This window comes from Sphaerisporangium sp. NPDC005289 (assembly GCF_040607455.1).
Classification (GTDB): domain Bacteria; phylum Actinomycetota; class Actinomycetes; order Streptosporangiales; family Streptosporangiaceae; genus Sphaerisporangium; species Sphaerisporangium rhizosphaerae.
In genome coordinates, this window is record NZ_JBEXGS010000001.1 from 473,492 (window position 1) to 498,433 (window position 24,942).

Consider the following 24,942-nt stretch of genomic DNA (forward strand, 5'->3'; position numbering starts at 1 on the left):
GTCCGCCCTCGCGCCGCATGGCAGCCCGATACGGTATTCGCGTGATCTCAATGGAGTCGGTGTGACGCTCAACCCGACGGGCGGGCCTCCCCTGCGCGTCCCGGGCGGCCCCGGCGGGCCTGGGACGCCCGGCGCCCTGGACGTCATGAACGGCCAGCCCAAGCCGGCCGTCCTGCGGGCGCCGGGATCGGCCGTCGCGATGACCCGCGTCACGATCGTGACGCCGCGCAAACGGATCGACCTCGCCATCCCCTCCGACCTGCCGCTCGCGCACGTCCTGCCCAACCTGCTGGGCGCCGTCGGCGAGAACGGCGACGAGAGCGTGCTGTCGACCACCGGATGGGTGATCCAGCGGGTCGGCGGCCGGGCCCTTCCGCTGGACGCCAGCATGACCGCCCTCGGCGTGCGCGACGGCGAGGTCCTCTACCTGCTGCCCCGCCCGTCCGAGCTGCCCGAGGCCGTCTTCGACGACGTGGCCGACACCATCGCCACCGGCATCAAGGAACGGTCGGGGCGATGGCAGCCGCGGCACACGCGCGCCACCGGCCTCGGCGTCGCCGTCGCCTTCCTCGTCTCCGGCGCCCTCGCGCTCACCGTGTCGGGGCCTCCCTGGACGCTCCCGACGGTCGTCACGGGCCTGCTGGCCTTCCTGCTCGTCGGGGCGGGCGCCGCGCTGTCCCGCGCCCTCGGCGACAGCGCGGCCGGCGCGGTCATCGGGTACACCGCCCTGCCGTACGCCTTCCTGGCCGGGCTGCTCGCCCCCGCCAAGGACGTCGGCATGCTGTGGTTCGGCGCGCCCAACCTGCTCGCGGCCTTCGCCATGACCGCGCTGACGGCCACCGTCGCCGGCTGGGCGATCGCCGAAGGGCTGCCCAACTTCTTCGGCGTCATGGTCGCCTCGATGGCCGGGGCCGCAGGCGCCGCCATCGTCATGGTCTGGCATCCGCCCGCCCCGGGCGTGGGCGCGCTGCTGGTCGCCATCGTGCTGGCCTGCACACCGCTGATCCCCACCCTGTCCTTCCGCCTGGCCCGGCTGCCCCTGCCCGCCGCGCCGAAGAACGCCGAGGAACTGCGCGCCGACAACCAGGAGCTGGACGGCCCGGACGTCAAGCGCCGCGCCGTGGAGGCCGAACGGTTCGCCACCGGCCTGGCCGCGGGCGTCGCCCTGGTCGCGCTGAGCGCCGAGCTCCTGCTGCTCGGCACCGGCGGCTGGACGGGCAGGGCCATGCTGGTCGTGCTCGCCCTGGCGCTGATGCTCCGCGCCCGCGTCTTCCACGGCGTCGGCCAGCGCGTGTGGCTGGCCGGCACCGGCGCCGCCGGGCTGCTCACCGTCCTGGTGGGGGCCGCGCTCACCGGGCCGGGCACCGCCCTGCTCGTCGTCCCCGGCCTGCTGGCCGTGGCCGCGGTCGGCGCCGGCATGGGCCTGTTCCTCCCGCAGCGCCGCCCCACCCCCTTCTGGGGCAGGGCCGGCGACATCCTGGAGTTCGCCCTGATCACCGCGCTGTTCCCGCTGGCCCTGGGCGTCCTCGACGTCTACACCTGGATCCGCGGCCTGGCCGGCTGACCCTGCCGCCGGCCGGAGCGCCGGCCGCCCACACCGGCGCGGGAAGGTGCCGGCCCCACTACGGCACGGACCGCAGCCCGGCCTCCACGCGGCGTGCAGATTCCTGCCCCGCTACGGCGCGAGCGGCCGCCCGGTCAGTGCGGTGACCACATACGTTCACCGGGCGCAGCTCTCCGCCCCCGACCACACACCTTCACCGGGCGCAGCTCTCCGCCCCCGACCACACACCTTCACCGGGCGCGGCTCTCCGCCCCTGGCCACGTGGTGCAGGTGATCGGCGCCGGGTCGGCGGGTCGTGGTACGGCGATGCCGGCGCCTGCCACGGCGCCCAAGCCGTGAACGGTCCCGGACAGCGCGCCAGCTAGGGGGCGGCCGGGTAGCCGGGGTCCTTGCCGCGCTGCGAGGTGCCGATGAGCAGCTTGGCGATCAGCTGGCTCGGCGTCGGCAGCACGCCCGCGCCCGACTTGCCGTCCTCCAGGTTGTAGGCGACGGTGTAGGCGCTCGACCCGACGTAGAAGGAGGCGAAGTCGCCCGCGTCGTTGTTCCGGAACACCTTGCCCATCGGCCCCAGCTTGGTGAGGTCCCACACGCCGAAGAAGGCCAGGCAGGCGGCGAAGTCCTTCAGCGTCGCCATGGAGTTGTCGGAGAAGGAGCCGAGATCCTGGCCGAAGGCCGCCCGCGCGCCGAGCGCCAGCGCCTCGTCCCCGAGCGCGAAGACGGCGCTGCCGACGGAGTACCCCACGAGCTTCTCGACGGCGACCTTCATGATGGCGTGCTCCAGGAGCTTCAGCAGGACCTGCGCCTGGACCTTCTTGTACAGCCGGTCGATCAGCCACCGCGACAACGCCGCCGCCTGCGCGCCGACCCACGGCCAGGAGGCGGCGAGCATGAGCTGGGCGTAACTGGTCAGCGCCATCACCCGCAGGGCGTCGCGCGTCTTCTCCAGCGCCTCGGCGTACCCCTCGCACGCCTCGGCCATGCGGCGGCAGTAGGCCGACATCGCCGGTGGGACGGCCGCGACGCCGCCCGGCGTCTTGACCGTCCCGGCCTGGGTCCAGAACGCGCGGAAGGCCTCCGACCCCTGGCTCGGGTGCTGCGTCCACACCCTCTGGGCCAGACCGCCGGTCACGGTGGTGTTGGCATCGATCTTGCCGGCGAGCGAACGCCACACCGTGGCCGCCTCCCGCGCCCCGTCCGGGTCCCCTTCGGGCCACTTGGACAGGATCGTCCAGGCGACGAACCCGACGATGCCCGCTCCGCCGGCGGGATAGAGCATCCAGCGGGATGGGCTCACCTGTCGCCCTCCAGCAGGCGGGCGACCGAGGCCCAGTCGGCGACGGCGACGTTCCTTCCCATCAGAACCAGCCTGTCGCCGATGACGGCGTAGACCGTGGCCAGCGCGTGCAACTCGTGCTCCAGGTCGGCGGCGCGGGCGCCGTACCCGGCCTTGCCGTCCCCGCCGTCGTGGAAGGCGCGCCCGGCGTCGTCGCGGCCCCAGAAGTCGCCGATGTCCATCAGCCGGCGCGTCGCCTCGCGGACCGCGCCGGCGATGTCCTCACCCTGGCCGCCGAAGAGCCTGCCGATATCTCCGAGCCCCGACGGGGACACGTCCAGCACCTGCCCCGGCCCTCCGGGCGGCCCCGGCACCGGGTCTTCGAGAGGTTGATGCGACATGACGCCCCCGTGTCGTGATGGGCGGCCACCCACGCGCCGCCGGTCCAACACTACCGACCGAATGGCACACATGTTCGAGTCGCACCAACCGACATGATCGACAATACACCCCCAACCTATCGGTCAAGGGGAAAACTCAGGCGTGGTCGTCGGGCCAGGGGGCGCCCATGGCGTTGGCCACGTCTCGTAGCCAGGTGTCGACGTCGGCCGGGTCCAGGGAAGGCGGCTCGCCTCCGGTGGCCTCGCGCAGCAGTTCGGTGTTCTTGCGGTGCGCGTCGGCCTGGGCGCCGCGCACCGCTTCGGTCACGGCTTGTGCGATCGAGGCGCTGTCCAGCCGCATGACACGGGGGTCCAGCGTCACCTCCACGATCTGGCCGCCGCCGTCCACCACGGCCGCGACCAGCCCGCCGGCCGCCGCGCCCTCGCCCTTGACGGCCCGCAGCTCGCCGAACACGCCGCTGAGGCGCTGGACGGCCTCCTCGCTCTGCCGCGTGACGCGTTCGAGGTCCTCGAGCCGGAAGTCGTCCGGTCGGAACACGGCACAGCTCCTTCGCTGGGTTCGCGAGCCCGCGGGGGCTCGGAGGTACGGCTGGGGGCGACGGGTCAGGGGTGGTAGGGCTCGGGCTGGTTCTGCTTGGGCTCGCGCCACTCGAACCCGGCGGAGGGGGGCAGCTGCGCCGGCTGCCCGGCGGGCGCGGCCGGGGGCTGCTGGAACGGCGGCAGGCCGTGGGTGTCGATGACCGCCTTCCTGAAGTCGATCTTCGCGGCTCCCGTGGGCTCCAGGTTGAACATCTGGGCCAGCGCCTTGCCGGCGAAGTACACCGACATACCGCCCGCTACCGAGGACACCACCTTGGCCAGCAGGCCGGTCGCCATCGCGATGGTGCTGGTGGCCATGGCCCCCAGCGCCTCCAGCCTCGCGTACCCGGCGGCCGCGTACGGCGTCGCGAGCATCGCGGCGGCGATCGGCAGGGCCGCGCCGAGCACCACCACGACCCGGCCCAGGGACACCCAGTAGGCCCGGTAGGCGTCACCCAGTTCGTCCACGATGCCCGCGATGTTCTTCACGTATCCGCGCAGGCTCTCCATGGCCTCCTGGAAGCGCTCGACGGCGTCCACGTACGCGTCGTGGTCCAGGGCGATCCAGCCGTCCTTGCCCTTGTCGCCGAGGTTGCGGACGTAGCTCTTGATCGCCGTGTCCAGGCGGGAGTGGATCGACTCCCAGTTGTTGTAGGCATCGGCCATGCCGGGCACGTTCGCGACCGCGGTGGCGGCGATGGCGCTGCCCACGACCAGCGGCCGGGACAACAGGGCGGCCTTGCGCAGGTCGTTCAGGACCGAGAGCGCGCTGCCGCCCGCGAGCCTGAAGGACGGCGCGTACGACCCAGGGGGCATGGTGCGGAGCTCCTTCGCGTCGTTCGGTCGTCACACGTGGACGGCTGTTGTCACACGTATACGGCTGTGGAGCGCTCCTCGGCGGTACGCCAGTTGCTCCGCGCGGTGTCGAGTTGGTGGGTCCAGGTCTCAAGGACAGAGACGGCCTCGGAGAGCTTGGCGCGCACGTCGTCCTGGAGGTGGTCGTAGCGCAGGCCGATCACCACCTCGCCGAGCGCCCCCCAGCCGGGGAAGCCGATCTCGGTGCTGTCCACCATCGCGCGCCATTCCTTGATGGCCGGGATCACGTCTTCGTTGATCTCGTTGATGATGCTCTGGATCGCCTCCGAGGTGACGTACCTTTCCTGCACCATGCCGCCTCCATGATCCGAATGTCGCGCATGATGTCTATCAGCAGTTCTGGATCAATCAGGCGCCCTGTCACATTTGTTCATCCAGTCGTAGACGATGGAAACATCGACGATGATCACTGTTCACGCCCCCACGACGGGACGGCGGCGGCTGTAGGGTGCCTCGGGCCGGGCCATGCCGGTACGGGCGAGGAAGGATGGAGGGCACGTGACCGAGTTCGGCGACTTCGCGAGCATCGACATCGACAAGCTGCTGACCGGGGCGCAGCGGCAGCTCGCCCAGGTAGAGGAGCTCCAGCGGCGCACCGCCGAGCTGGTCGGCCGTGCCACGGACAAGGACGGCCACGTGACCGTCGAGTACACCGGGCAGGGGCTGCAGGAGCTCGAACTCAACCCGCGTGCGATGCGCCTGCCCTCCGCCGACCTGGCCGCGCTCATCAAGACGGTGGTGCACGACGCCGGGCGCGACCTGGAGCGCCAGACCAACGAGTTGATGGAGGAGCTGTTCGGCGCGGAGGACAACCCCATGCGGCTCCTGCGCGACCCCGAGGCCGCGCTCGCACAGGTCAAGCAGGCCGAGGCCGCCTACGACCGCACGTTCGAAGAGGTCATGGCCGACCTGGACCAGATCCGCCGCCGCCTGCAGTGACGGCCGGCACCGGTCGATGACGCCGGAAGCTCCGGCGTCATCGGCCGCGGGTCAGATGCCGGCGGGCGGCTGCCCGGTGCCGTAGGGGTTGGCGCCGCTCGTCCCGGTGTAGCCGGTCGTCCCGGTGTAGCCGGTCGTCCCGGTGTAGCCGGTCGTCCCGACGTCGGAGAGGTTGCTCAGCGGGATGCGCACCTGCTTGACGCCGTCCTTCTGCGCGTTCATGGCCATGATCTGGCCCTGCAGCTCTGACTGCTTCCCGGTGACCAGGGAGAACGCCACCATGCCGGCGGTCGCGGCCATGCCGTACTTGGAGACCAGCCTGGTGATGACCGCCTGTGTGCCGGTCGCCGCCACCTCCGACGACGCCTGCGTCGCCACATTGACGCCCGGGATACCGCGCGTGGCCAGCGTGTAGATCGTCAGCGCCGTGAGCAGCGTCCCGGCCGTGCCCGAGGCCAGCGCCCCGTAGAAGGAGAGCTTGCCCATGCCGTGCATGATCTTCGCGGCGTCGTAGTGCACGCTCGTGGCGTCGCCGAAGTTGGTCGCCATGAGCCGCGCGGTGTCCTTGACGGCCTTGTAGTCCTCGGCGGTCCAGTCCTCCACGGGCACGTCGTTCACGTGTTTGGTGAGGTCGTCACTGATGTTCTTGATGCCGTTGCCGGTCTCGGTCCACTTGTCGCCCGCCCCGTACAGGCTGCTCGGCTTGGAGGCCACTCCGCCGATGGCCAGGCCGATCATCTGCCCCCGGACCGGGTTGACCACACAGTAGGCCAGGGCTCCGATCACCCCGGCGACGTACCCGTACTCCCAGCCTTCGTAGCTCACTGCTTCATCCCCTTTTTGAGCGCCTCGGCGTTGGCGGCCAGGTCCTCCTCCATCAGCCGCCACCGGTCCCCGGACAGCTTCAGATCGTCCCGCCAGAGCTCCATCTGCTTGCGGACCGTCTCGATGTAGGTCACCGAGGTGGTGGCCATCTCCCCGTGCTTGCCGGAGATGGGCATGCCGACCAGGCCGCAGTCCATCCAGCCGATGTGGTTGTCCTGCGGCTTGCGCTTGACCTCGTCCGCGCGGCCGCCGACGTCCCTTTCGATGTTCTTGCCGAGGTCGATGACCGCCTGGTGCTTCACCTTGCGCGTCTGCGACGCATTGGCGGGGGCCGTGCCGGTGTATCCGTTCCCGGTCGTGTTGGGCATGCGGGGAAAGCCACCGCCACCGCCACCCCCGGTGTCCGGCAGGCCGGGGATCTGCGGCATGCCGCCGCCTCCCGTGCCGCCGCCTCCGGGGCCGCCGCCCGGGCCTCCGGGCAGGTTCAGACCGCCGGTGGGGTCGCCCGCCGGTCCTGTTCCGGTCCCCGTGGGATCGGTGAGGCTCGGGTTCTGCCCCACCGGCACGTTCGGGATGGCCGGGAAGCCCGGGTCCTGCCCGGTGGGGATGCCCGGGTTCTGACCGACGGGGTCGTTCACGTTGGGCAGGCCGGGAATGCCCTGGTCGGGGATCGGCGGGATGCCCGGGATGGAGTTGGTGGGGTCGCCGGGGTCGGCGTTGACCGGGTCGAGCGGCACCGAGGTGGTCGGATCGCCGGGCGAGAACGGCTGACCAGGGTCACCCGTCCCGACGGGGTCCACGGTGAACGGCTGGCCGGGATCACCCGTCCCGATCGGGTTCACCGTGAACGGCTGCCCTGGATCACCGATCACCACGGGATCCCCGGTTCCCACCGGATCGGCGGTGAACGGGTCACCGGGCGAGAACGGCTGACCGGGGTCACCCGTCCCGATCGGGTTCACCGTGAAGGGCTGACCGGGATCCCCCGTCCCGATCGGGTCCACACTGAACGGCCGCCCGGGGTCACCGGTCCCCACCGGATCGGCGGTGAACGGGTTCCCCGGCGAGAACGGCTGACCGGGGTCACCGCCCCCCAGCGGGTTCACGCTGAACGGCTGACCGGGATCGCCCGTGCCCACCGGATCGGCACCGAAGGGGTTACCGGGCGAGAACGGCTGTCCCGGGTCGCCCGACCCCACCGGGTTCACGCTGAACGGCTGACCTGGATCGCCGCTCCCCAGCGTGTTGACGCTGAACGGCTGACCGGGGTCACCGCCGCCCACCGGATCGGCGCCGAACGGCTGCCCCGGTGAGAACAACTGGCCGGAGTCCCCCGACCCCACCGGATTCACGCTGAACGGCTGACCCGGGTCGCCGCCGCCCAGGGAGTTCACGCTGAACGGCTGGCCGGGGTCGCCCGTGGAGATGGGGTTCGCGCCCATCGGGTCACCCGAGGTGAACGGCTGCCCGGCACCGCCCTGGGCGTCCTGCCCTCCCGGCCCGGCGAAGTTCTGATGGACGAAGGCGGAGCCGTCGGACCCGCCGCTCTGCCCGTCCCCGGGCCCGCCGCCCGAGACCGTGTACGGCCCGCCCGCGACCGAGCCGCCCTGCATCGCCTCGCCGGCGCCCCCCGGCGCGGCCGAGGATGGGCTTCCCGCGTTCAGCAGGGCGTCGAAACCGCGTTGCTCGCTCACCTTGCGTCCCCCCGTCTCCGGCCGCCAGGGTCTTGATCAGCCTGTGAGACGGCAGACTAACCCAGTGCCCGCCGGACCGTACAGAAAGCGCTCAGCCGGTCATAGCACGGCACATATCCATCTCGACACGAGCATCCCGGTTCGCGGGCGCGCTTCTATGCTGTCGGCGACGACCCGCCAGGCAAGGCTGAGGTGGCATGCAGACCCGTCGTGATCTTTACCAGGCCCACCGGCTGATGATGCAGCGCCTGGGCATGGCCCTGCTGCAGGGCGAACCGGACATCCCCGAGTCGCCCATGCGCAGGCACAACGTCGCCATGTTCTGCGGTGTGCTGGTGGCGGTGCTCGTGGCGGCCTGCTTCGGCATCTACGGCCTGCTCAAGCCCGGCGGCGCCACCTCGCTGACCGCGCCCGGCACGCTGATCGTCGAACAGGAGACCGGCGCCACCTTCGTCTACAGCCAGCAGGAGGCACGGCTCATCCCGGTCGCCAACTACACCTCGGCCCGCCTGATCCTCGACACCCCGCAGGTGACGGTGCGCACGGTGTCGTCGGCGTCGCTCGCCGGCTTCACCCGCGGCACCCTGGTGGGCATCCCCGGCGCGCCGGAGTCGCTGCCCGCGCGCGAGAAGCTGGTGCGCGGCCCCTGGTCGGCGTGCGTGGCCGAGACCGTGGACCCGGGCGGCACGCGCCGGCCGTATGTCTCGCTGGTGGGCGGCATGGACGTCGGGGGCCGGCCGTTCGGCTCCGAGGCCATGATCGCCGACGACGGCCAGCAGTCCTGGGTCATCCTCGCCGACCGCCGCATGCGGGTCTCCGACGCCGGAGCGCGCGCGCTGTCGGCCGCCGCGCCACGTCAGATCCCCGCTACCTGGCTCAACGCCCTGCCCATCGGCCCGGACTTCCGCGGCCCTCGCATCGCCGGTCTGGGGCACCGGCTGCGCGGCCCGGACGGCCGCGCCTCCGCCGTGGGCCGGGTCTACACCGTGCCGGCGGTGGCCGGCGGCGAGGTCCGCTGGTACGTGCTGCTCGGCGACGGCATCGCGGCCATCTCGCAGACGCAGGCCACGCTGCTGCTGCAGGACCCGGCGAGCAAGGCGGCCTACGGCCGGCTGCCGGTGCGGCCGATCGAGGTCGACGCGTCCAGGGCGAACGCCTTCCCGCTGTCCAGGACGTCGATGGCGGTGAGCGGAATGCCCGCGACGATGCCGAAGGTCGCGACGCCCGATCCGGCGTCCCCGCTGTGCACCGTCTACTCCGACACCGGCAGGGGCTCCACCCGCGCGCGGCTGACGATCGGCGGGCGCATGCGCATCCCGGTTCCGCCGAACGCGGGGGCCGACCAGGAGCACTTCGACCAGGTGCTGCTGCCGCCGGGCGGCGCGGTGCTGGCCGGGCTGCTCCCGGGCGAGGGCCAGCTCGGCTCGATCCAGAACTTCGCGCTCGTCACCGACCAGGGGCGCAAGTTCGCCCTGTCCTCCGGCGATCTGCTGCCCAACCTCGGGTACGACGCCGCGGAGGTGGCGCCGCTCCCGGCGGGCATCTGGCACCTGATCCCCGAAGCGCCCACTCTGGACCCCGCTGCCGCCCGGACACCGGTTCCGATCACCCAGACGACGACCGTGAAGCCGTGATGTCAGCCATAGCCACTGGTACGAAAAACCGTTACTGACTCGCAATGTGACGTATGGCCATGTTGTGGTGATTGATCCTAGGGTTTGAGTGATCAGCATCGCGGGGGCACACGATGCGTTTCGCAGTGTGGGCCATCACGCGTTCACGGCCAGGCCACACTCCTTGGAGGTATCCGTGAGCCAGCAGACCTCAGCACAGCTCCCTCAGATCGTCGAGTCCGCGAAGAAGACCGAGACGGCCCACGGCCTCATCGGCAGCATCCAGACCCAGCTGCAGGGGCACGTCTCCGAGCTCCGCGCGGGCTGGGGCGGCGCGTCGGGCATGGCGTTCGAGGCCGTCTACAACGAGTGGAACGGCGAGCTGTCCAAGGTGCTCGGCGAGCTCCAGGGTCTCGCGGTGAAGCTCCACCAGGTGGAGGCGCGTTACCGCAACACCGAGGCCGACCAGACCGCGGCGGCGCACCGTGTCATCGGTGGCGCGCTCAGCGGCAACATCAACGCCTGACCCCACCCTCCTCGGACAACGGAGAAGATCATGGCTGGTATCAACAACGACATCGACCGCACGCTGGTCAACTTCGGGTCGATGACCACCGGCGCCCAGGACTTCGCCCGCCAGTGGCAGGCGATGGAAGGCACGCTGCAGGAGCTGGAGGGCAACCTCGACCGCCTGCTCGGCGAGTGGGAGGGCGACGCGCGCGCCGCCTACTGGGCCGCGCGGGCGCAGTGGGACGCCGCCTCCGGCCGCATGGCGGGCCTGCTGCAGCAGCTCGGCGCGGTCATCCAGCAGGGTCACGAGAACTTCCACCTCACCGAGAAGGCGAACGTCGCGATGTTCGACGGCCGTTGACGGCCGCCGCGGACCGAATCCGTAACTCCGGGAGCGGACCGCCCTGGCGACGCGGCCGGCGTCCGCGGGGCGGCCTGACGGCTTAGGGGGCAAACATGGCCGGAAACGACGGCTACCAGGATTTTCACCTCGACGGTGACTGGCCGGGAACCGACGCCAAGGGTAAGACCGACGTCCACCACACCAACGTCGAGAACCTCCTCAGAGACCTTCTGACGGACGTCGAGCAGCTGAAGGGCGTCAAGTCCGGCTCGCTGTCCCATCTTCGGGCGTTCGGGAAGGTCTCCCCCACGCACCTCGGCGAATGGGACGCGGCGCAGCAGCTCGGCACCGTCTTCGGCCAGGGGCACACGGCGGTCACCGCCAGCTACGAGAAGCTCATCGCCCAGTACGAGGCGGCGATCGAGACGATCAGGACGGCGTACGGCAATCTCAAGAACGCCGAGACGGCCAGTACGGTCGACCAGGTCAAGCTGGTCTAGTCAAACAGCGAGGCGATGGGTCCAAATGGCGCGCATCAGCGATATCCAGCCGGTCCGGGCGGGCACGGCCGCCCCCCAGGGGGACGCGGACTCCTACGGCAGCGTCGAGCACGTCAGGAAGCTGCTGAACAACACCGACCCCGGCGGAGTGTCGGAGGCGGGCAACGCCTACATCCTGGCCGCAGGGGTGCTCGACGGCCTGGTCACCAATCTCCGGACGGCCGCCGACAAGCTGTCCAAGGACTGGCAGGACTCCTTCTCCGCCGAGGCGCAGAAGGCACTGCAGCTCCTGCACGGCTCGGCGCGCGAGGTGGCGGAGCGGGCGCGCCAGGTCGGCACGGCCCACAACACCTACGCCGAAGAGCTCACCAAGGCCAAGGCGGACCTGCCCGAGAGCGGCATGTTCAGCTTCGACGACGACTGGTACGGCTGGCTGACCAACGGCGGGGACGGCTCGGAGAACGAGCAGGCCCGCCGGCACATCGAGGAGCTCAACAACAAGATCACCTCGGTCTACCAGAGCCTGCCCGAGACGGTCACGACGGTGCTCCCGTCTCCGACCGGCGCGATCACGCCGCCGGTCATCCCCGTGAACTACGACGGGACCGACCCCTACAACGGCGGCAGCGGTCCCTACGGCAAGTACCCGGGGTCCAACTCGACGACCTACCCGGGGTCCGGCTTCGACCCGACCGGCACGGGGAAGGGCACCGGCGACGGCTCGACCGTCATCCCCGGCGAGGGCACGGGGTCGGGTGACGGGACCGGGACAGGCACCGGCACCGGCACCGGCACCGGCACCGGGAATGGCTCGGGGAACGGCAACGGGACCGGGAACGGCAACGGCACGGGGAACGGCAACGGGACGAACCTCCCGGGCGGCATCAACGACCCGTCCGGTCAGAACGGCGCCGGGGGCAACGGGGGCGCGGGCATCAACCCGAACGACCCCCGCACCACCAACCTGGCCGGGTTCGACCCGCGCACCAACCCCGCACTGAACAACCCGGCGCTCAACAATCCCGCCCTCAACAACCCCGCACTCAACAACCCGGCGCTGAACAACCCGGGGCTCAACGGGATAGGGACGAACCTCCCGACCGGCGTGAACGGGACGACCTTCACCAGCCCCACGGGCGTGGGGTCCGTCCCGATCGGCTCGGGTGTCAACGGGGTCGGCGGCGCCGCCGGACTGAACGGCGGCACCGGCTACGGGGCGGGCTCCGCGCTCGGAGCCGCCCAGAACGCGGCGCGCGGCATGGGCGTGGGCACGGGCCCCGGCGGGATGGGCGGCATGCCGCTCATGCCGATGGGCGGCTCCCCCGCGGGCGGCGAGAACCAGGAGCGCGAGCGCTCCACCTGGCTCACCGGCGACGAAGACGACTGGTGCACCAACCAGCAGGTGGCCCCCACCGTCATCTGCTGACCCCGCCCAAACCCCCGGCGGGCGGCCCATCGACCGCCCGCCGGGCGAAGTCGAGATGTCGAAAAGGGTGCCCCCGCCCGCCCAGCGTGGGCGGGGGCACCCTTTTCGGCGTGCCGTGCCCCGGCCGTTCGCCCGGCCAGGGCCGCCACGTGTCCCCCCGGCTCTGCCGGTGTCCCGTGAACCCCTCCCCGGTACACCGGCCCTCCCCTTGCCGACGCCCCGAGCCGTTGGGCGCCTGGCATCAAGGTTCCACGCGCCGCTTGCAAGTCACTTAAAGCCCGCTTGACACATATGCCACCAAGCACCACATAGACGACTCGGGCCCCCGGCAGCGCGCCGAGAAGACGATCCCGATCAGCGACCCGCACGCGACGACGGCGTGGTCCACGGCGCGCTCCTAGGCCCGCAGGCGGCGCGACACCACTCCCAGCAGCCGCCTGCCGGAGAAGTAGCCGAACCTGCGCGAGTCGACGCTGACGGCGGGGTTGTCGCCCAGCAGCACCAGGCAGTCCTCGGGGACCCGAGCGCCGGGATCGGCGGAGGCGTCCATCACCTCGGGAACCGGGTCGCCGGGGACGGCCACCGCCCGCTTGATGATCCACTGTCCGGGCGGCACCGGGTCCGTCATCACCACGACCTGGCCCGGGCGCACCGCGGACAGCGGCGTCCTGCGGACCAGCACGCGCTCGCCCGCCCGGTAGGTGGGCTCCATGCTCTGGCCGTGGATCGTCACCACCAGGAAGCGGCGCCGCAGCCACGCCCACATCGCGGCCAGCGCCAGCGCCACCAGTGCGGCCGTCGAGATCAGTCCCGTCACGACTCCCTCCCGGTGAGAGCGGCCGCGTCGTGGTGACCCTCCGGCTGGACGGGGGCTGCGTCGCGGTACTCCCCGAGCTCCAGGAGGGCCGCGTCGCGGCGTTCCTCGGGCGCCGAAGCCGCCGCACGACCCTCCGCCTGGACGGGGACCCCGTCGCGGTAGCCCTCGGCCTGGAGGGTGAAGAGCTTGGCGTACGCGCCGCCGGCGAGCATCAGGTCCTCGTGGGTGCCGCGTTCGGCGACCCGGCCCTCTTCCAGCACCACGATGAGGTCGGCGTCGCGCACCGCGCCGAGCCGGTGCGAGATGAGCAGGCTGGTGCGGCCGGCCCGCAGGCTCCGCAGCCGCCAGTGGATCTCGTGCTCGGCCCGGGCGTCCAGCCCCGCGCTCGGCTCGTCCAGGATCATCACCTCGCAGCCCTCGCGGAACAGCGCCCGGGCGAGCGCCAGGCGCTGCCACTGCCCGCCGGACAGGACCACTCCCGTTGTGGGGTCGTCCTTGTCCATCTCGCCGAAGAAGGCGCGGCTGAGCATGGTGTCGTAGCCGCGCGGCAGGTCGCGCACGACCTCGTCCACCCCCGCCCGGCCCGCGGCGGCCACGACGCGTTCCCTGTCCCCCATGGCGGGCAGGTCGCCGAGCCCGATGTTCTCGGCGGCGGTGAAGTCCCAGGACATGTAGTCCTGGAAGACCGCGCCCAGCCGTTCCCTGAGGTCCGCGGGCTCCATGTCGCGCAGGTCGACGCCGTCCCAGAGGATGGAGCCCGACGTCGGCTCGTAGAAGCGGCACAGCAGCTTCACCAGCGTGCTCTTGCCCGCGCCGTTGAGACCCACCAAGGCCACACACGACCCGTGCGGGATGGTGAGGTCCACGCCGCGCAGGATCCACGGATGGTCGTCGCTGTAGCGGAACCAGACGTCGCGCAGTTCGATGTCGCCGCCCCTCGGGGCGGGCCGGGGACGCGCCGGCCGGGGCAGGTCGGGCCCCATCCGCTCCAGGGTCAGATAGTGGCCGAACATGAGCAGTTCCTGGTGGGTGTAGGCGGCCTGCTCGGCCAGCGAGCCCACCGCCGTCTGCACGGCGGCCACCGCCACCACGAACATGGACACGTCGCCCACCGTGCCGTCGCCGTTCAGCGCCGCGTTGATCGCCAGGATCAGCCCGAGACCGGCCGCGACCGCGCCGGCGAGGCTCAGCGCCGACTGCGTGACCAGTTCGCGGCGGTCGAGCCTGCGGTGCTCCGCGTTCGCCCGAATGCGCTCGGCCCTCATCCGCCCCTGCAGGAAGACGCCGAGCCCGAAGAGCCTGATCTCCTTGGCGGCCTGCACATCGGTGAGCAGCCGCCCGTAGAAGAGCTCTCTGCGTTCGATGGGGCTGATCTGCCACATCACCTCAGCGCGCCGGCGGCTGAGGGACAGCTCCGCGATCAGCGTGGGCAGGGCGGCGCCCAGGACGGCCACGGTGGCGACCGGGCTGATCACCGCCAGAGAGACGACGAATCCGAGCACCGTCACGGCGCCCTGCGCGATGCCGAGCGCCCCGTCGGCGATCTGGCCGGAGGTGTGGCGGGCGGCCTGGTCGGCCATGCGCAGCCGGTCCAGGAAGACCGGGTCCTCGAACCTGGCCAGCCCGGTGAACCCGTTGACCTTCGTGTACAGCCGGTCCTGTGCCCGCAGGGCGGTGGACCGCTTCAGCTCGTCGCGCAGGTACCGCCGGGTCTGCGGCAGCGTGAGCGTCAGCGCCCCGAGGGTCACCAGGGCGACGGCCGCGGGCAGCACCGCGGACCGGTCGCCGGCGAGCCCGTCCAGGACGATCTTGGTCAGCCAGGCGGCCGCGACGGGGACGGCCGCGGCGAGCAGGGAGACGGCCACGTGGCCCGTCAGCAGCAGCGGCCCGGCCTCCCAGCTCAGCCGCAGCGCCGCGCCGAGCTCTCGCGCGCGGGACCGCACGCCTTGCTCCCCGCCGGTCATACCGTGATCGGCGCGGTCAGGGCGGACAGGTCGAAGCGCGCCGCCGCGATGGACGCCTCCGGGCCCACCAGGCAGAACGTGGGGAAGGCCCGCACTCCGAAGGCCGAGGCCACCGGTCCTTCGTGGTCCTCCACGACCACGCGGGTCACCTCGGCGAGCGCGAGGACCATGGGGTCGGACTCCTCGGCGCCGGCCACCACGGCCAGCGCCCGGTCCCGTCCGCCGTGCAGCGCCCCGGCGTGGGCGAGGAACCCCGGCAGGGCGGCGCGGCACGGCTCACAACCGGGCGAGAAGAATCCGACGACCGCGCCGGCGTCCAGCATGGCCCTGGACACCGGCTCATGGTGGACGGTGCCGGCGGTGAAATCTCCGATGGGCGAACCCGGCGCGGGCAATCGTCCGGCGGGCCCCATTCCGGACAAGTCATCAAGCCTTTTCGTGTGTTCCCTTATTCGCCGCACCAAAGCGAGCGTCATCAGAAGATTCAGCCCGCAGAGGATGCTCAGCACGATCGCGACCGCGGTCAAATAGGGCACTGCATCCGGTCCTCTCTGATGGTGTTCCGCCGGCCGGGCGGACCCGGCCGGCGGAGGCGGATTCTCGGACTACGGGCAGGGATCAGCGGGGAAGGACGGGGCCGGACACCTACGGGCGGTAGAGGCAGGCGTCACAGATGACCACGTTGCTGTCGGGGTAGTAGCAGCAGTATCGGGAGTGCCGGCCGCCGCACTGCTCATACCAGCAGGACGCGGCCTCCGCCCGGCCCTTGGGAACCATGACGCCCAGGAGCCGGTCGGCCAGGGAACCGATTTTTCTCACGATCGTTCACCCCTTCTGTGAAGACCGAAACCGAATTCACGGTCACGAGCGATTGTTGAGCGCCGCCGTAGGGGTGGAGTAGAAGAGGCGTAGACATTCTGTTCAAGGACCACGTCCGGATGGAGATCCGCTTGGCGCCGATGAGGTTTCGCTGCCTTGGGCCGCTGGAGGTGTGGGACGGCGAACGCTGGGCGTCCCCGAGCGGTGGCAAGGCCCGGGCGGCGCTCGCCGCCCTGATCGTCAGGGCGGGACGGCATACTCCGGCGGATCACCTGGTGCAGGACCTGTGGGGCGACACACCCCCGGCCTCGTGCCGCACGCTGGTGCGCGGCTACGTCCTCGCGCTCCGGCGGCTGCTCGGCGACCGCGGCGCCGAGGTCATCCAGTACCGCAACGGCGGCTACCGGCTCAACGCCGGGCGCGAGGCCATCGACGCGGCCTGCTTCGAGGACCTGTGCGACGAGGCCGGGCGACTGCGCGCCCGCGGCGAGCTCGGGCGGGCGCACCAGGTGGTGGAGCAGGCTCTGTCGCTGTGGCGGGGCCCGGTGATGGAGGACGTGCCGGTCACCTCGTCGGTGGCCACCTACGCCGACATCCTGGGCGAACGCCGGCTGACGGCCCTCGAATGGCGCATCGAGGGCGATCTTCGCGGCGGCCGGGCCGAGGGCCTGGTCGAGGAGCTGGTGAGCCTGGTGGCCGAGCAGCCGTTCCGCGAAGGGCTCGCGGTCCAGCTCATGCGCGCCCTGCACCTGTCGGGACGGCGTCCGGAGGCGCTGCGCTTCTTCGCCGGCCACCAGCGGCGGCTGCGGGAGGATCTCGGCGTCGGCCCCGGCCCCGAACTGCGCCGGGCGCACGAGGAGATCCTGCTCGACGAACGGCCCCGCCTTCCTGGACGGCCGCCGGTGCCCGGCACCGGCCGGCCCCGCCCGGGCGCGCCCGCCGACTCCTCCGTCCGCGCGGCCCCGACCGCACCGCAGGACGACAGCACGGCCCACGACACCGGCGCACACGCCGGCGCGGGCCAAGGCGCGGACGCGCACCGGGACAGCGGCGCGGGCGGAGACAGCAGCGCGGGCCGGGACGCGGACGCACGCTGGGACAGCGGCGCGGGCCGTGGGGCGGACGTGCCGCCGGGCGAGGGGGCGGCGGGCGGGGAGGGGCCGCGGCGGCAGGGGGCCGGGGTTCCGATGCAGACGCCGGCCTGTCCTGCCGACTTCACCGGGCGCGAGGAGCTCGTCGAACGCTGGACGGCGGCGCTGGCCGCGGACGGCCCCCGGGCGCTGCGGACCCTCGCGATCTCCGGCCGGGCGGGGGTCGGGAAGACGACTCTGGCCGTGCACCTGGCGCACCGGCTCAGGGACGACTACCCCGACGGCCAGTTATGGGCGGACTTCTCCGGCGACGTCACGCCCGTCACCGTCCTCGGCCAGATCCTGCGCTCGCTCGGCGTGCCCGGCCCTTCGGTCCCCGAGCCGCTCGACGAGCGCGTCCTGCTCTACCGCAGCCTGCTCGCGGGCCGGCGGGTCCTGGTACTGGTGGACAACGCCGACGCCGAGCCGCAGATCCGGGCGCTCCAGCCGGGGTCGGCCGGCTGCGCGGTCGTGGCGACCAGCCGCAGACGGCTGCTGGGCCTCGCGTCGGCGTCCTTCGTCGACCTGGACGTCCTCGGCCCCGACGCCGTCATGGACCTGCTCTCCAAGATCGTGACCGACGGCCGGGTCCAGCGGGAGCCCGCCGCCGCGCTGGAGATCGCCGAGCTGTGCGGCCGGCTGCCGCTCGCCGTGCGCATCGCGGGCGCCCGCGCGACGGCCCGCCCGTCCTGGCCGCTCTCGGCGTTCGCGGCCGAACTCCGCGACGAGACCTCACGGCTCGACCGGCTCAAGGCGGGTGATCTGGACGTCAAGGCGGCCATCGGCGCCTCCTACGCGGGCCTGGACGAGCCGCACCGCCGGTTGTTCCGGCTGCTCGGGCTGCTCGACGCCCCCGACTTCCCCCAGTGGGCCGCCGCCGCGCTGACCGGCGCCCCGCAGCGGCTCGCGCAGGACCGGCTGTACGCCCTGGCCGAGGCCCGGCTGGTGGACGAGGTCGGCCCCGACGCGGCCGGGCGGGCGCGTTTCCGCCTGCACGACCTGATCCGCATCTTCGCCCGCCACCGGGCCGAGACCGAGGACGACGCCGCCACCCGGCGCGCGGCCCTGACGCGCGCGCTGGGCGGCTGGCTGCTGCTCGCCGAGGAGGCCGACGCGCGCCTTCCCGCGCGGACGGTGGCCGAGTTACGCCCGGCCGCGTCCCGCTGGCGACCGGACACGGCCGACGACCCCGACGACGCCGACGGCGCGCGTCGCCTCGATCACCCTGACGGCGCGGACGGCACGGACCGCGCCCATCACCTCGACGGCGCGGATGACGCGCACGGGGTCCATCGCCTCGACGGCGCGGATCACACCCATCGCCCTGACGGCGCGGACGGCGCGGACGGCGCGGACGGCGCGGACGGCGCGGACGGCGCGGACGGCGTCGAGGCCATGGTGGGCGATCCGTTCACCTGGTTCGAGGCGGAGCGGCGGGCGATCGCCGCCGCGGTGCGGCAGGCGGCCGCCCTCGGCGAGACGCCGTACGCATGGGGTCTGGCGGCGGCCGCCCAGGGGTTCTACGAGCTGCGCGACACCCCCGAGGGCACCTGGACGCACCGGCTGGCGCTGGCCGCCTGCCGGCGGGCCGGGGACCGCCTGGGCGAGGCCGTCATGCTGCGCAACCTCGCCGACCTGCACTCCGGCAAGTCCGGAACCGCCCCCGGCGACAAGCTGGAATCGGCCGGCGCCGCCACGGAGATCTTCCGGGAGCTCGGCGAGCGGCGCGGCGAGGCCGACGCCCTGTACCTCTGCGGCGACGCCCACCGGATGCGCGGCGACCACGACCTGGCCCTGTCCCGGCTGCGCGAGAGCCTCGCCATCGCCCGGGCCTGCGGCTATCCCCTCGGCGAACTGCACGTGTTGCAGCAGTTCGCCATCATCGACAACGAGCGCAGCCACTTCGAGGAGGCGCGGGCCCATGCCGAACAGGCCATGGACATCGCGCGGCGGCTCGCCAGCCCCCGCGACGAGTCCGTCGCCCGGGCGCTGCTCGGCGTGATCCACAAGCGGTGCGGCCGGTTCGCCGAGGGCGGCGAGCAGTTGCGCGTCGCCGTCGCCAAGGCGCAGGCCTCCGCGGACCCGTTGCTGGAGGCCATGGTGCTCGCCCATCTCGGACAGCTGTACGCCGACCACGGCCATCCCGACGCCCGCGCGACGCTGGAACGCGGCCTGGCCCGCAGCGCCGCCTGCCACTACGACTTCGGCCGCGCGATCGCCCTGCACGGGCTCGGCCGTCTGGAGACCGCCGAAGGGCGTCCCGAGCAGGGCATCGACCGGCTGCACGCCGCCGCCGCGCTCTGGGAGCGCCTCCAGCACGCCTACGGCAAGGCGCGCACGACGGCGGCGCTCAGCGAGGCCTACGCCAGGAACGGCGACCTGCCGGCCGCGCGCCGCACCCTGATCGCCGCGTGCCGGCAGTACCGCGACCTCGGCGACGAGAAGGAGGCCGCACGCCTCAGCGCCCTGCTCTGGGAGAGCATCGAGGCCCCTCTCTGACCCCCGCCGCCCACGCCGGCGCAGGCGCCGCACCGGACGCGTGCCAGGGCTCGCCGCTGGAACCCGGGCCGTGCGCTTGTCCTCGGCGTCCCGGGGGCGGTATGCCCCGCGTGCCCTGCCGGGTAGGTGGGACGGCAGCCCGGCCGGGGACGTGTCACGGTGAGCCGCCGCGCGGCCCCGGTACGGCGCCCGCGCCGTACCGGGGCGCGGGTCAGGACTCGTGGTCGGCGGAGGCCGGGACGGGCTGGTCGCCCTCGACGGGGACCACGCGGCGCACGACCACCGTGCTGATGCGGTTGCGGCGGCCGGCCGTGCTCTCGGCGATCAGGCTCAGCCCGTCCACCGTGGCCTGCGAACCGGCGATGGGCACCCGGCCCAGGGCGTGGGCCAGCAGGCCGCCCACCGTGTCGACGTCGTCGGCCTCCAGCTCGATGTCGAACAGCTCGCCGAGCTCGTCCACCGGCAGCCGCGCCGTCACCCGGGCGCTGCCGTCCTCCAGCCACTCCACCCGGGGCGCCTCCTGGTCGTACTCGTCGGCGATCTCACCGACGATCTCCTCCAGGACGTCCTCGATGGTGACCAGGCCCGCCGTGCCGCCGTACTCGTCGATCACGATGGCCAGGTGGATCTGGCGCGCCTGCATCTCGCGCATCAGCTCGTCGATCGGCTTGCTCTCGGGCACGTAGGTCGCCGGGCGCATCAGCGAGCCGATCTTCTCGCCCTCGGCGTCGCCGTCCGCCGAAGCCTCGTGCACCCGCCGGACGACGTCCTTGAGGTAGGCGATGCCGACGACGTCGTCCTCGTTCTCGCCGACCACCGGGATGCGCGAGAAGCCGCTGCGCAGCGCCAGCGACAGGGCCTGGCCGAGGGTCTTGCCGCGCTCGATGAACACCATGTCGGTGCGCGGCACCATCACCTCGCGGACCAGGGTGTCCCCCAGCTCGAACACCGAGTGGATCATCTGGCGCTCGTCCGGCTCGATCACCCGGCGCTCCTCGGCCAGGTCGACCAGGTCGCGCAGCTCGGCCTCGGAGGTGAACGGGCCCTCGCGGAAGCCCTTGCCGGGGGTGAGGGCGTTGCCCAGCATGATCAGCAGTTTGGGCAGCGGCCCGAAGATGCGCGTCAGCCCGTACACGATCGGCGCGCTCGCCAGCGCCACCGGCTCGGCGTGCTGCCGGCCGAGGGTGCGCGGCGAGACGCCCACGATGACGTAGCTGATCAGGATCATGACCCCGGCCGCCACGGCGTACGCCTGGCCCTTGTCACCGAGCCAGTCGATGCACAGCAACGTCACGATCACCGTGGCGATCAGCTCGCAGCTCAGCCGGAGCAGCAGCAGCAGGTTGAGGTAGCGGGGCGGGTCGGCGACGATCGCCTGAAGGCGCTGCGCCCCCCGGCGGCCCTTGCGCGCGAACTCTTCGGCGCGCACCCGCGAGATGCGCGCCAGAGCGGTCTCCGCGCTGGCCAGCAGGCCACCGAGGAAGATCAGAAGGATGGCCGACAACAGCCATCCGCTGGGGGAACTCACGGCTCCCGCCGCACCTCCCGCCACGCGTCGAGCAACTCGCCCTGGAGCCCGAACATCTCGGCGTGCTCCTCGGGTTCGGCGTGGTCGTACCCGAGAAGGTGCAGGATGCCGTGCGTGCAGAGCAGCTCGAGCTCCTCACGGGTGCTGTGACCGGCGTCCGCGGCCTGCTTGGCCGCGACCTGCGGGCACAGCACCACGTCGCCCAGCAGCGCCGGGTCGAGCGGGGCGTCGACGTCCTGACGCGAGCCGCCGGGGTTCGGCCGAAGCTCGTCCATCGGGAACGCCAGGACGTCCGTCGGCCCGGGCTCGCCCATCCACTGCTCGTGGAGCTGCGACATCGCCGCCTCGTCCACGACCAGGATGGACAGCTCGGCCAGCGGATGGATGCCCATGCGGCCGAGCACGTGACCGGCCAGCTCGACGAGCGAGGACTCGTCGACCTCGACGCCCGACTCGTTGGCCACCTCGATACTCATGGTGTTCGTTATCTCCCCCGCGGGCGCTTGGCGCCCTTGATGTCGGCCGGCTCGGCGGTGGCCTCGTCGTAGCGGCTGTAGGCGTCGATGATGTCGCTCACCAGCTTGTGCCGCACGACGTCCGCGCTCGTCAGCCTGCAGAAATGGATGTCCGGGATACCTTCGAGGATATCCTGGACGACCTTCAGGCCGCTCTGTTGCCCGCCGGGCAGGTCGATCTGCGTGACGTCGCCGGTGACGACGATCTTGGCGCCGAAGCCCAGGCGGGTGAGGAACATCTTCATCTGCTCCGGCGAGGTGTTCTGCGCCTCGTCCAGGATGATGAACGCGTCGTTGAGCGTGCGCCCGCGCATGTAGGCGAGCGGGGCGACCTCGATCGTGCCCGCGGCCATCAGGCGCGGGATGGAGTCGGGGTCGAGCATGTCGTGCAGCGCGTCGTAGAGCGGGCGCAGGTAGGGGTCGATCTTCTCGTAGAGCGTGCCCGGCAGGAAGCCCAGCCGCTCGCCCGCCTCGACCGCCGGCCGGGTGAGGATGATGCGGTTGACGTCCTTGTTCTGCAGCGCCTTCACCGCTTTGGCCATGGCCAGATAGGTCTTGCCGGTGCCCGCGGGCCCGATGCCGAACACGACGGTGTGCTTGTCGATCGCGTCGACGTACCGCTTCTGGTTCACGGTCTTCGGCCGGATCGTGCGCCCGCGCGAGGACAGGATGTCCAGGGACAGGACGTCGGCGGGGCGGCCGGAGCTCATGCGCAGCATGGCGATGCTGCGCTCGACGGCGTCGGTGGTGAGCTGCGCTCCCGATCGCGCCAGCTCGACCATCTCCTCGAAGAGGCGGACGACCAGGCCGCTCTCCTCAGGGCTTCCGCTGATCGTGATCTCGTTGCCGCGGACGTGGACGTCCGCGCGGAACGCGGCCTCGATGACCCGCAGCAGCTCGTCGCGGGAACCGAGGATGGTCACCATCGGGTGCTCGTCGGGGATCACCACCTTGGCCTGCGTGCGCGACGGGCCCTTGGTTCGAGGCGGTTCGCTTGTGGTCCGCGCGCCGTTGGGCGCGCTGCGGGGTTCGTATGACTCGGACATGGGCGGCCCTTGCGGCCTGCTCGCCTCCCGGTCTTGTGCGTCGTCGGTCGCGCTCGTGCGGCTTTCGGCCCGGTGCTGCGTCCCGACCGCGCGGTTGATTACCCCATGGTATCCGGGCCGGGCTCAGCCCGGTGGCCACTGGAGGCCGCGGCCGCCCAGCACGTGTCCGTGCACGTGGAACACCGTCTGACCGGCCTGCGGCCCGGTGTTGAACACCAGGCGGTACCCGGTGTCGGCCACGCCCTCCTGCACGGCGACGTCGTGCGCGGCCTTCAGCACCGCGTCGGCCAGGCCGTCGTCGGCGGCGGCCAGCGCCGCGGCGTTCTCGTAATGCCCCTTGGGGATCACCAGGACGTGCGTCGGCGCCTGGGGATTGACGTCCCTGAAGGCCAGCGTGCGCTCGGTCTCGTGGATGACCGCGGCGGGGATCTCCTTGGCCACGATCTTGCAGAACAGGCAGTCTGTCACGCCCGCATGGTAGTCACCTCTGTTGCCAATCGGTAATACCGAGGAGGTCCCGCGGAAAGATCCGCGCGGCTAGGGTTGGTGTGCGACACTTCAGCGTCAGACAGCGGTCAGTGTCGGCCAGGCCATCGGCGAGGACACAACTGGGTCATGCCCCCTAAAGAATCGCCAGAGCGTAAACCCTCTGGAAAGGCCGTGCGTCCAACAGATGTGACCACCGAGACCCTCGTGGCCGAAAGGTCGCTGGGGGCGGTGCCCGTCGGATGGGACGCCGACATGGCCGTGACGGCGCTTTACAGCGCCCACTATCGGTCTCTTGTGCGTCTCGCCATGCTGTTGGTGCGCGATACCGCGACCGCGGAGGAAGTCGTGCAGGACGCGTTCGTCGCCCTCCATGGGGCGTGGCGCCGCCTGCGCGACACCGACAAGGCACTCGCCTACCTGCGCCAGTCGGTCGTCAACCGATCGCGCTCAGTGCTCCGCCACCGCGCCGTCGTGGAGAAGTACGCCCCCAAGGGGCTGCCCGACGCGCCGAGCGCGGAGAACGGAGCCATAGGAGAGCTCGAGCGGTCCGCCGTGATCGAGGCACTGCGCGGTCTTCCGACCAGGCAGCGCGAGGCCTTGGTGCTGCGTTACTACGGCGACCTCTCCGAGGCCGAGATCGCGCACGCCATGGGCATCAGCAAGGGCGCGGTGAAGAGCCACACCGCCCGCGGCATGGCCGCACTACGCACGACACTGGAGCAATTGTCATGACCGAGTCCCCCGACGAGTACGGCGAGGTCCTGCGCCGTGTCTTGCGCGCGGAGGCGGATTCCGTCGTGCCCTCCGCGGAAGGATTGCAGATCATCCGCACCCGCATCGAGCAGCGCGGCGTGCGGGGCATCTTTTGGTGGCGAGCCGCCGCCTCGGCGTTCGGCGCCGTCCTGGTGGCCGCCGCCGTGGTGATGTTCGTGCCGGGCCTGAAGGTCCAGATCGGCACCGGCCAGCACATCATCCAGGTGCAGTACGACACCTCACCTCCCGACGAGTCGAGCACGCAACGCCCGCCGAACGGCGTCCACGCGTCGTCGGCGGTCGTCGGCTCGCCGACGTCGCGGCCGGCCGCCTCGCCCAGCGGGACGGCGCCGGCGGTCCCCTCGCCCTCGGTGACGGCGTCGCCGGGCAACGACTGCGCCACCGCCGCGCCCACCGCCGTGGAGCCGGACGCGTCGGACTCGCCGCAGCCCTGCGCGGAGCCCACGGCCACCGAGTCGCAGCCCGACCGGACGACCGAGCCGCGGCCCACGCCGAGCCACCAGAGCACGACGCCGACGCCCACGCGGACCGCCTCGGCCACCCCCAAGCCGTCTCCGAGGCCGACGGTGGAGCAGCCGACCCCGACCGCCTCCCAGGCCCCCAGCGACCCCCCGGCGCCCACGGCCACCCCCTTGATGACCACCGAGGCCGACAGCAGCACGAACTCCTCCCAGGAGTAGCCGCCGTCCCGACCAGGGCACGGCGGCTCCTGCGGCCCGGCGCCGGTCTTAGGCCGACGCCCTCGCGAGCAGGGCTCTGCTGGTGAGCCGGGCTTTCGATGAGCCGGCGCCGCCCTGTGGGCGGATGCTTCTCGCAGG

25 protein-coding genes are annotated in these 24,942 nt (G+C 72.1%); 10 read left to right on the forward strand and 15 right to left on the reverse strand.

Translation table 11 applies throughout. The features are described 5' to 3' along the window. The first annotated feature begins 61 nt into the window (after positions 1 to 61). On the forward strand, positions 62 to 1,564 hold the full coding sequence (gene eccD / locus ABZT47_RS01780; protein WP_354834999.1) for a type VII secretion integral membrane protein EccD: 1,503 nt from the start codon (positions 62 to 64) through the stop codon (positions 1,562 to 1,564). A 361-nt stretch (positions 1,565 to 1,925) separates the two neighbouring features. Here eccD and ABZT47_RS01785 read toward each other — a convergent pair whose 3' ends face one another. The 5 genes from ABZT47_RS01785 to ABZT47_RS01805 all read right to left on the reverse strand — a co-directional run bounded on the left by ABZT47_RS01785 (position 1,926) and on the right by ABZT47_RS01805 (position 4,986). Continuing rightward, positions 1,926 to 2,858: a hypothetical protein gene (locus ABZT47_RS01785; RefSeq protein ID WP_354835001.1), complete on the reverse strand. Its 933-nt coding sequence runs from the start codon at positions 2,856 to 2,858 to the stop codon at positions 1,926 to 1,928. Continuing rightward, the gene (locus ABZT47_RS01790; protein ID WP_354835003.1) at positions 2,855 to 3,238 is read right to left on the reverse strand and encodes a hypothetical protein; all 384 of its coding nucleotides are present in this window, start codon (positions 3,236 to 3,238) and stop codon (positions 2,855 to 2,857) included. Before ABZT47_RS01790 ends, ABZT47_RS01785 begins: the two co-directional genes overlap by 4 nt. Before the next feature lie 136 nt (positions 3,239 to 3,374). Continuing rightward, complete coding sequence (locus tag ABZT47_RS01795) at positions 3,375 to 3,776, reverse strand: YbaB/EbfC family nucleoid-associated protein (protein ID WP_354835005.1); 402 nt, start codon at positions 3,774 to 3,776, stop codon at positions 3,375 to 3,377. Positions 3,777 to 3,841: 65 nt separating this feature from the next. Further along, complete coding sequence (locus ABZT47_RS01800; RefSeq protein ID WP_354835007.1) at positions 3,842 to 4,633, reverse strand: hypothetical protein; 792 nt, start codon at positions 4,631 to 4,633, stop codon at positions 3,842 to 3,844. Positions 4,634 to 4,683: 50 nt separating this feature from the next. Then, a complete protein-coding gene (locus ABZT47_RS01805; RefSeq protein ID WP_354835009.1) occupies positions 4,684 to 4,986 on the reverse strand; it encodes a hypothetical protein in 303 nt (100 codons plus the stop codon). 205 nt (positions 4,987 to 5,191) lie between these two features. Between ABZT47_RS01805 and ABZT47_RS01810 the strand changes: the two genes are divergently transcribed. Further along, a complete protein-coding gene (locus ABZT47_RS01810; protein ID WP_354835011.1) occupies positions 5,192 to 5,632 on the forward strand; it encodes a YbaB/EbfC family nucleoid-associated protein in 441 nt (146 codons plus the stop codon). 51 nt (positions 5,633 to 5,683) lie between these two features. Here ABZT47_RS01810 and ABZT47_RS01815 read toward each other — a convergent pair whose 3' ends face one another. Both ABZT47_RS01815 and ABZT47_RS01820 read right to left on the reverse strand, forming a co-directional pair. Further along, positions 5,684 to 6,457 (reverse strand): hypothetical protein, encoded by a 774-nt coding sequence (locus ABZT47_RS01815; protein ID WP_354835013.1) that lies wholly within the window; start codon positions 6,455 to 6,457, stop codon positions 5,684 to 5,686. Continuing rightward, positions 6,454 to 8,151 carry a hypothetical protein gene (locus ABZT47_RS01820; RefSeq protein ID WP_354835015.1) on the reverse strand — a complete coding sequence of 566 codons (1,698 nt, stop codon included), beginning with the start codon at positions 8,149 to 8,151 and terminating at the stop codon, positions 6,454 to 6,456. The genes ABZT47_RS01815 and ABZT47_RS01820 overlap by 4 nt, the downstream gene beginning before the upstream one ends. Positions 8,152 to 8,348: 197 nt before the next feature. Here ABZT47_RS01820 and eccB point away from each other — a divergent pair, with 197 nt between their 5' ends. The 5 genes from eccB to ABZT47_RS01845 all read left to right on the forward strand — a co-directional run bounded on the left by eccB (position 8,349) and on the right by ABZT47_RS01845 (position 12,543). Continuing rightward, entirely contained in the window at positions 8,349 to 9,785 is a 1,437-nt protein-coding gene (eccB, locus tag ABZT47_RS01825) for a type VII secretion protein EccB (protein WP_354835017.1), read from the forward strand. Between the two features lie 175 nt (positions 9,786 to 9,960). Beyond that, positions 9,961 to 10,290: a WXG100 family type VII secretion target gene (locus tag ABZT47_RS01830; protein WP_354835019.1), complete on the forward strand. Its 330-nt coding sequence runs from the start codon at positions 9,961 to 9,963 to the stop codon at positions 10,288 to 10,290. 30 nt (positions 10,291 to 10,320) lie between these two features. Beyond that, complete coding sequence (locus ABZT47_RS01835) at positions 10,321 to 10,635, forward strand: WXG100 family type VII secretion target (RefSeq protein ID WP_354835021.1); 315 nt, start codon at positions 10,321 to 10,323, stop codon at positions 10,633 to 10,635. 95 nt (positions 10,636 to 10,730) lie between these two features. Next, positions 10,731 to 11,117, forward strand: coding sequence for a hypothetical protein (locus ABZT47_RS01840; RefSeq protein ID WP_354835023.1), 387 nt, complete (start codon positions 10,731 to 10,733; stop codon positions 11,115 to 11,117). A gap of 25 nt (positions 11,118 to 11,142) precedes the next feature. Then, on the forward strand, positions 11,143 to 12,543 hold the full coding sequence (locus ABZT47_RS01845; RefSeq protein WP_354835025.1) for a hypothetical protein: 1,401 nt from the start codon (positions 11,143 to 11,145) through the stop codon (positions 12,541 to 12,543). Positions 12,544 to 12,940: 397 nt separating this feature from the next. Here ABZT47_RS01845 and ABZT47_RS01850 read toward each other — a convergent pair whose 3' ends face one another. The 4 genes from ABZT47_RS01850 to ABZT47_RS01865 all read right to left on the reverse strand — a co-directional run bounded on the left by ABZT47_RS01850 (position 12,941) and on the right by ABZT47_RS01865 (position 16,143). Next, a complete protein-coding gene (locus ABZT47_RS01850) occupies positions 12,941 to 13,360 on the reverse strand; it encodes a S26 family signal peptidase (protein ID WP_354835027.1) in 420 nt (139 codons plus the stop codon). Next, entirely contained in the window at positions 13,357 to 15,303 is a 1,947-nt protein-coding gene (locus ABZT47_RS01855) for an ABC transporter ATP-binding protein (RefSeq protein WP_354835029.1), read from the reverse strand. The genes ABZT47_RS01850 and ABZT47_RS01855 overlap by 4 nt, the downstream gene beginning before the upstream one ends. Positions 15,304 to 15,320: 17 nt before the next feature. Next, positions 15,321 to 15,659, reverse strand: a complete 339-nt coding sequence (locus tag ABZT47_RS01860; protein ID WP_354835031.1) for a hypothetical protein — start codon at positions 15,657 to 15,659, stop codon at positions 15,321 to 15,323. 310 nt (positions 15,660 to 15,969) lie between these two features. After that, complete coding sequence (locus tag ABZT47_RS01865; RefSeq protein WP_354835033.1) at positions 15,970 to 16,143, reverse strand: hypothetical protein; 174 nt, start codon at positions 16,141 to 16,143, stop codon at positions 15,970 to 15,972. A 119-nt stretch (positions 16,144 to 16,262) separates the two neighbouring features. Here ABZT47_RS01865 and ABZT47_RS01870 point away from each other — a divergent pair, with 119 nt between their 5' ends. Further along, complete coding sequence (locus ABZT47_RS01870) at positions 16,263 to 19,772, forward strand: BTAD domain-containing putative transcriptional regulator (RefSeq protein ID WP_354835035.1); 3,510 nt, start codon at positions 16,263 to 16,265, stop codon at positions 19,770 to 19,772. Positions 19,773 to 19,983: 211 nt separating this feature from the next. Here ABZT47_RS01870 and ABZT47_RS01875 read toward each other — a convergent pair whose 3' ends face one another. The 4 genes from ABZT47_RS01875 to ABZT47_RS01890 all read right to left on the reverse strand — a co-directional run bounded on the left by ABZT47_RS01875 (position 19,984) and on the right by ABZT47_RS01890 (position 23,329). Continuing rightward, on the reverse strand, positions 19,984 to 21,300 hold the full coding sequence (locus tag ABZT47_RS01875) for a hemolysin family protein (protein WP_354835037.1): 1,317 nt from the start codon (positions 21,298 to 21,300) through the stop codon (positions 19,984 to 19,986). Next, complete coding sequence (gene ybeY / locus ABZT47_RS01880; protein ID WP_354835039.1) at positions 21,297 to 21,776, reverse strand: rRNA maturation RNase YbeY; 480 nt, start codon at positions 21,774 to 21,776, stop codon at positions 21,297 to 21,299. Before ybeY ends, ABZT47_RS01875 begins: the two co-directional genes overlap by 4 nt. Before the next feature lie 8 nt (positions 21,777 to 21,784). Beyond that, on the reverse strand, positions 21,785 to 22,741 hold the full coding sequence (locus ABZT47_RS01885; RefSeq protein WP_354835442.1) for a PhoH family protein: 957 nt from the start codon (positions 22,739 to 22,741) through the stop codon (positions 21,785 to 21,787). 243 nt (positions 22,742 to 22,984) lie between these two features. Further along, a complete protein-coding gene (locus ABZT47_RS01890) occupies positions 22,985 to 23,329 on the reverse strand; it encodes a histidine triad nucleotide-binding protein (RefSeq protein ID WP_354835041.1) in 345 nt (114 codons plus the stop codon). A gap of 273 nt (positions 23,330 to 23,602) precedes the next feature. On the opposite strand from ABZT47_RS01890, the gene ABZT47_RS01895 reads away from it, so the two are divergent. Together ABZT47_RS01895 and ABZT47_RS01900 are read left to right on the forward strand one after the other, a co-directional pair. Beyond that, positions 23,603 to 24,082 carry a SigE family RNA polymerase sigma factor gene (locus ABZT47_RS01895; RefSeq protein ID WP_354835444.1) on the forward strand — a complete coding sequence of 160 codons (480 nt, stop codon included), beginning with the start codon at positions 23,603 to 23,605 and terminating at the stop codon, positions 24,080 to 24,082. Further along, positions 24,079 to 24,804, forward strand: coding sequence for a hypothetical protein (locus ABZT47_RS01900; protein ID WP_354835043.1), 726 nt, complete (start codon positions 24,079 to 24,081; stop codon positions 24,802 to 24,804). Before ABZT47_RS01895 ends, ABZT47_RS01900 begins: the two co-directional genes overlap by 4 nt. Positions 24,805 to 24,942: the final 138 nt, after the last annotated feature.

Coding starts and splice junctions, on each gene's coding strand:
- ABZT47_RS01790 (WP_354835003.1), bottom strand. CDS start 3,238: ATGTCGCATCAACCTCTCGAAGACCCGGTGCCGGGGCCGCCCGGAGGG.
- ABZT47_RS01800 (WP_354835007.1), bottom strand. CDS start 4,633: ATGCCCCCTGGGTCGTACGCGCCGTCCTTCAGGCTCGCGGGCGGCAGC.
- ABZT47_RS01805 (WP_354835009.1), bottom strand. CDS start 4,986: ATGGTGCAGGAAAGGTACGTCACCTCGGAGGCGATCCAGAGCATCATC.
- eccB (WP_354835017.1), top strand. CDS start 8,349: ATGCAGACCCGTCGTGATCTTTACCAGGCCCACCGGCTGATGATGCAG.
- ABZT47_RS01835 (WP_354835021.1), top strand. CDS start 10,321: ATGGCTGGTATCAACAACGACATCGACCGCACGCTGGTCAACTTCGGG.
- ABZT47_RS01840 (WP_354835023.1), top strand. CDS start 10,731: ATGGCCGGAAACGACGGCTACCAGGATTTTCACCTCGACGGTGACTGG.
- ABZT47_RS01845 (WP_354835025.1), top strand. CDS start 11,143: ATGGCGCGCATCAGCGATATCCAGCCGGTCCGGGCGGGCACGGCCGCC.
- ABZT47_RS01870 (WP_354835035.1), top strand. CDS start 16,263: ATGGAGATCCGCTTGGCGCCGATGAGGTTTCGCTGCCTTGGGCCGCTG.
- ybeY (WP_354835039.1), bottom strand. CDS start 21,776: ATGAGTATCGAGGTGGCCAACGAGTCGGGCGTCGAGGTCGACGAGTCC.
- ABZT47_RS01885 (WP_354835442.1), bottom strand. CDS start 22,741: ATGGTGACCATCCTCGGTTCCCGCGACGAGCTGCTGCGGGTCATCGAG.
- ABZT47_RS01895 (WP_354835444.1), top strand. CDS start 23,603: ATGGCCGTGACGGCGCTTTACAGCGCCCACTATCGGTCTCTTGTGCGT.
- ABZT47_RS01900 (WP_354835043.1), top strand. CDS start 24,079: ATGACCGAGTCCCCCGACGAGTACGGCGAGGTCCTGCGCCGTGTCTTG.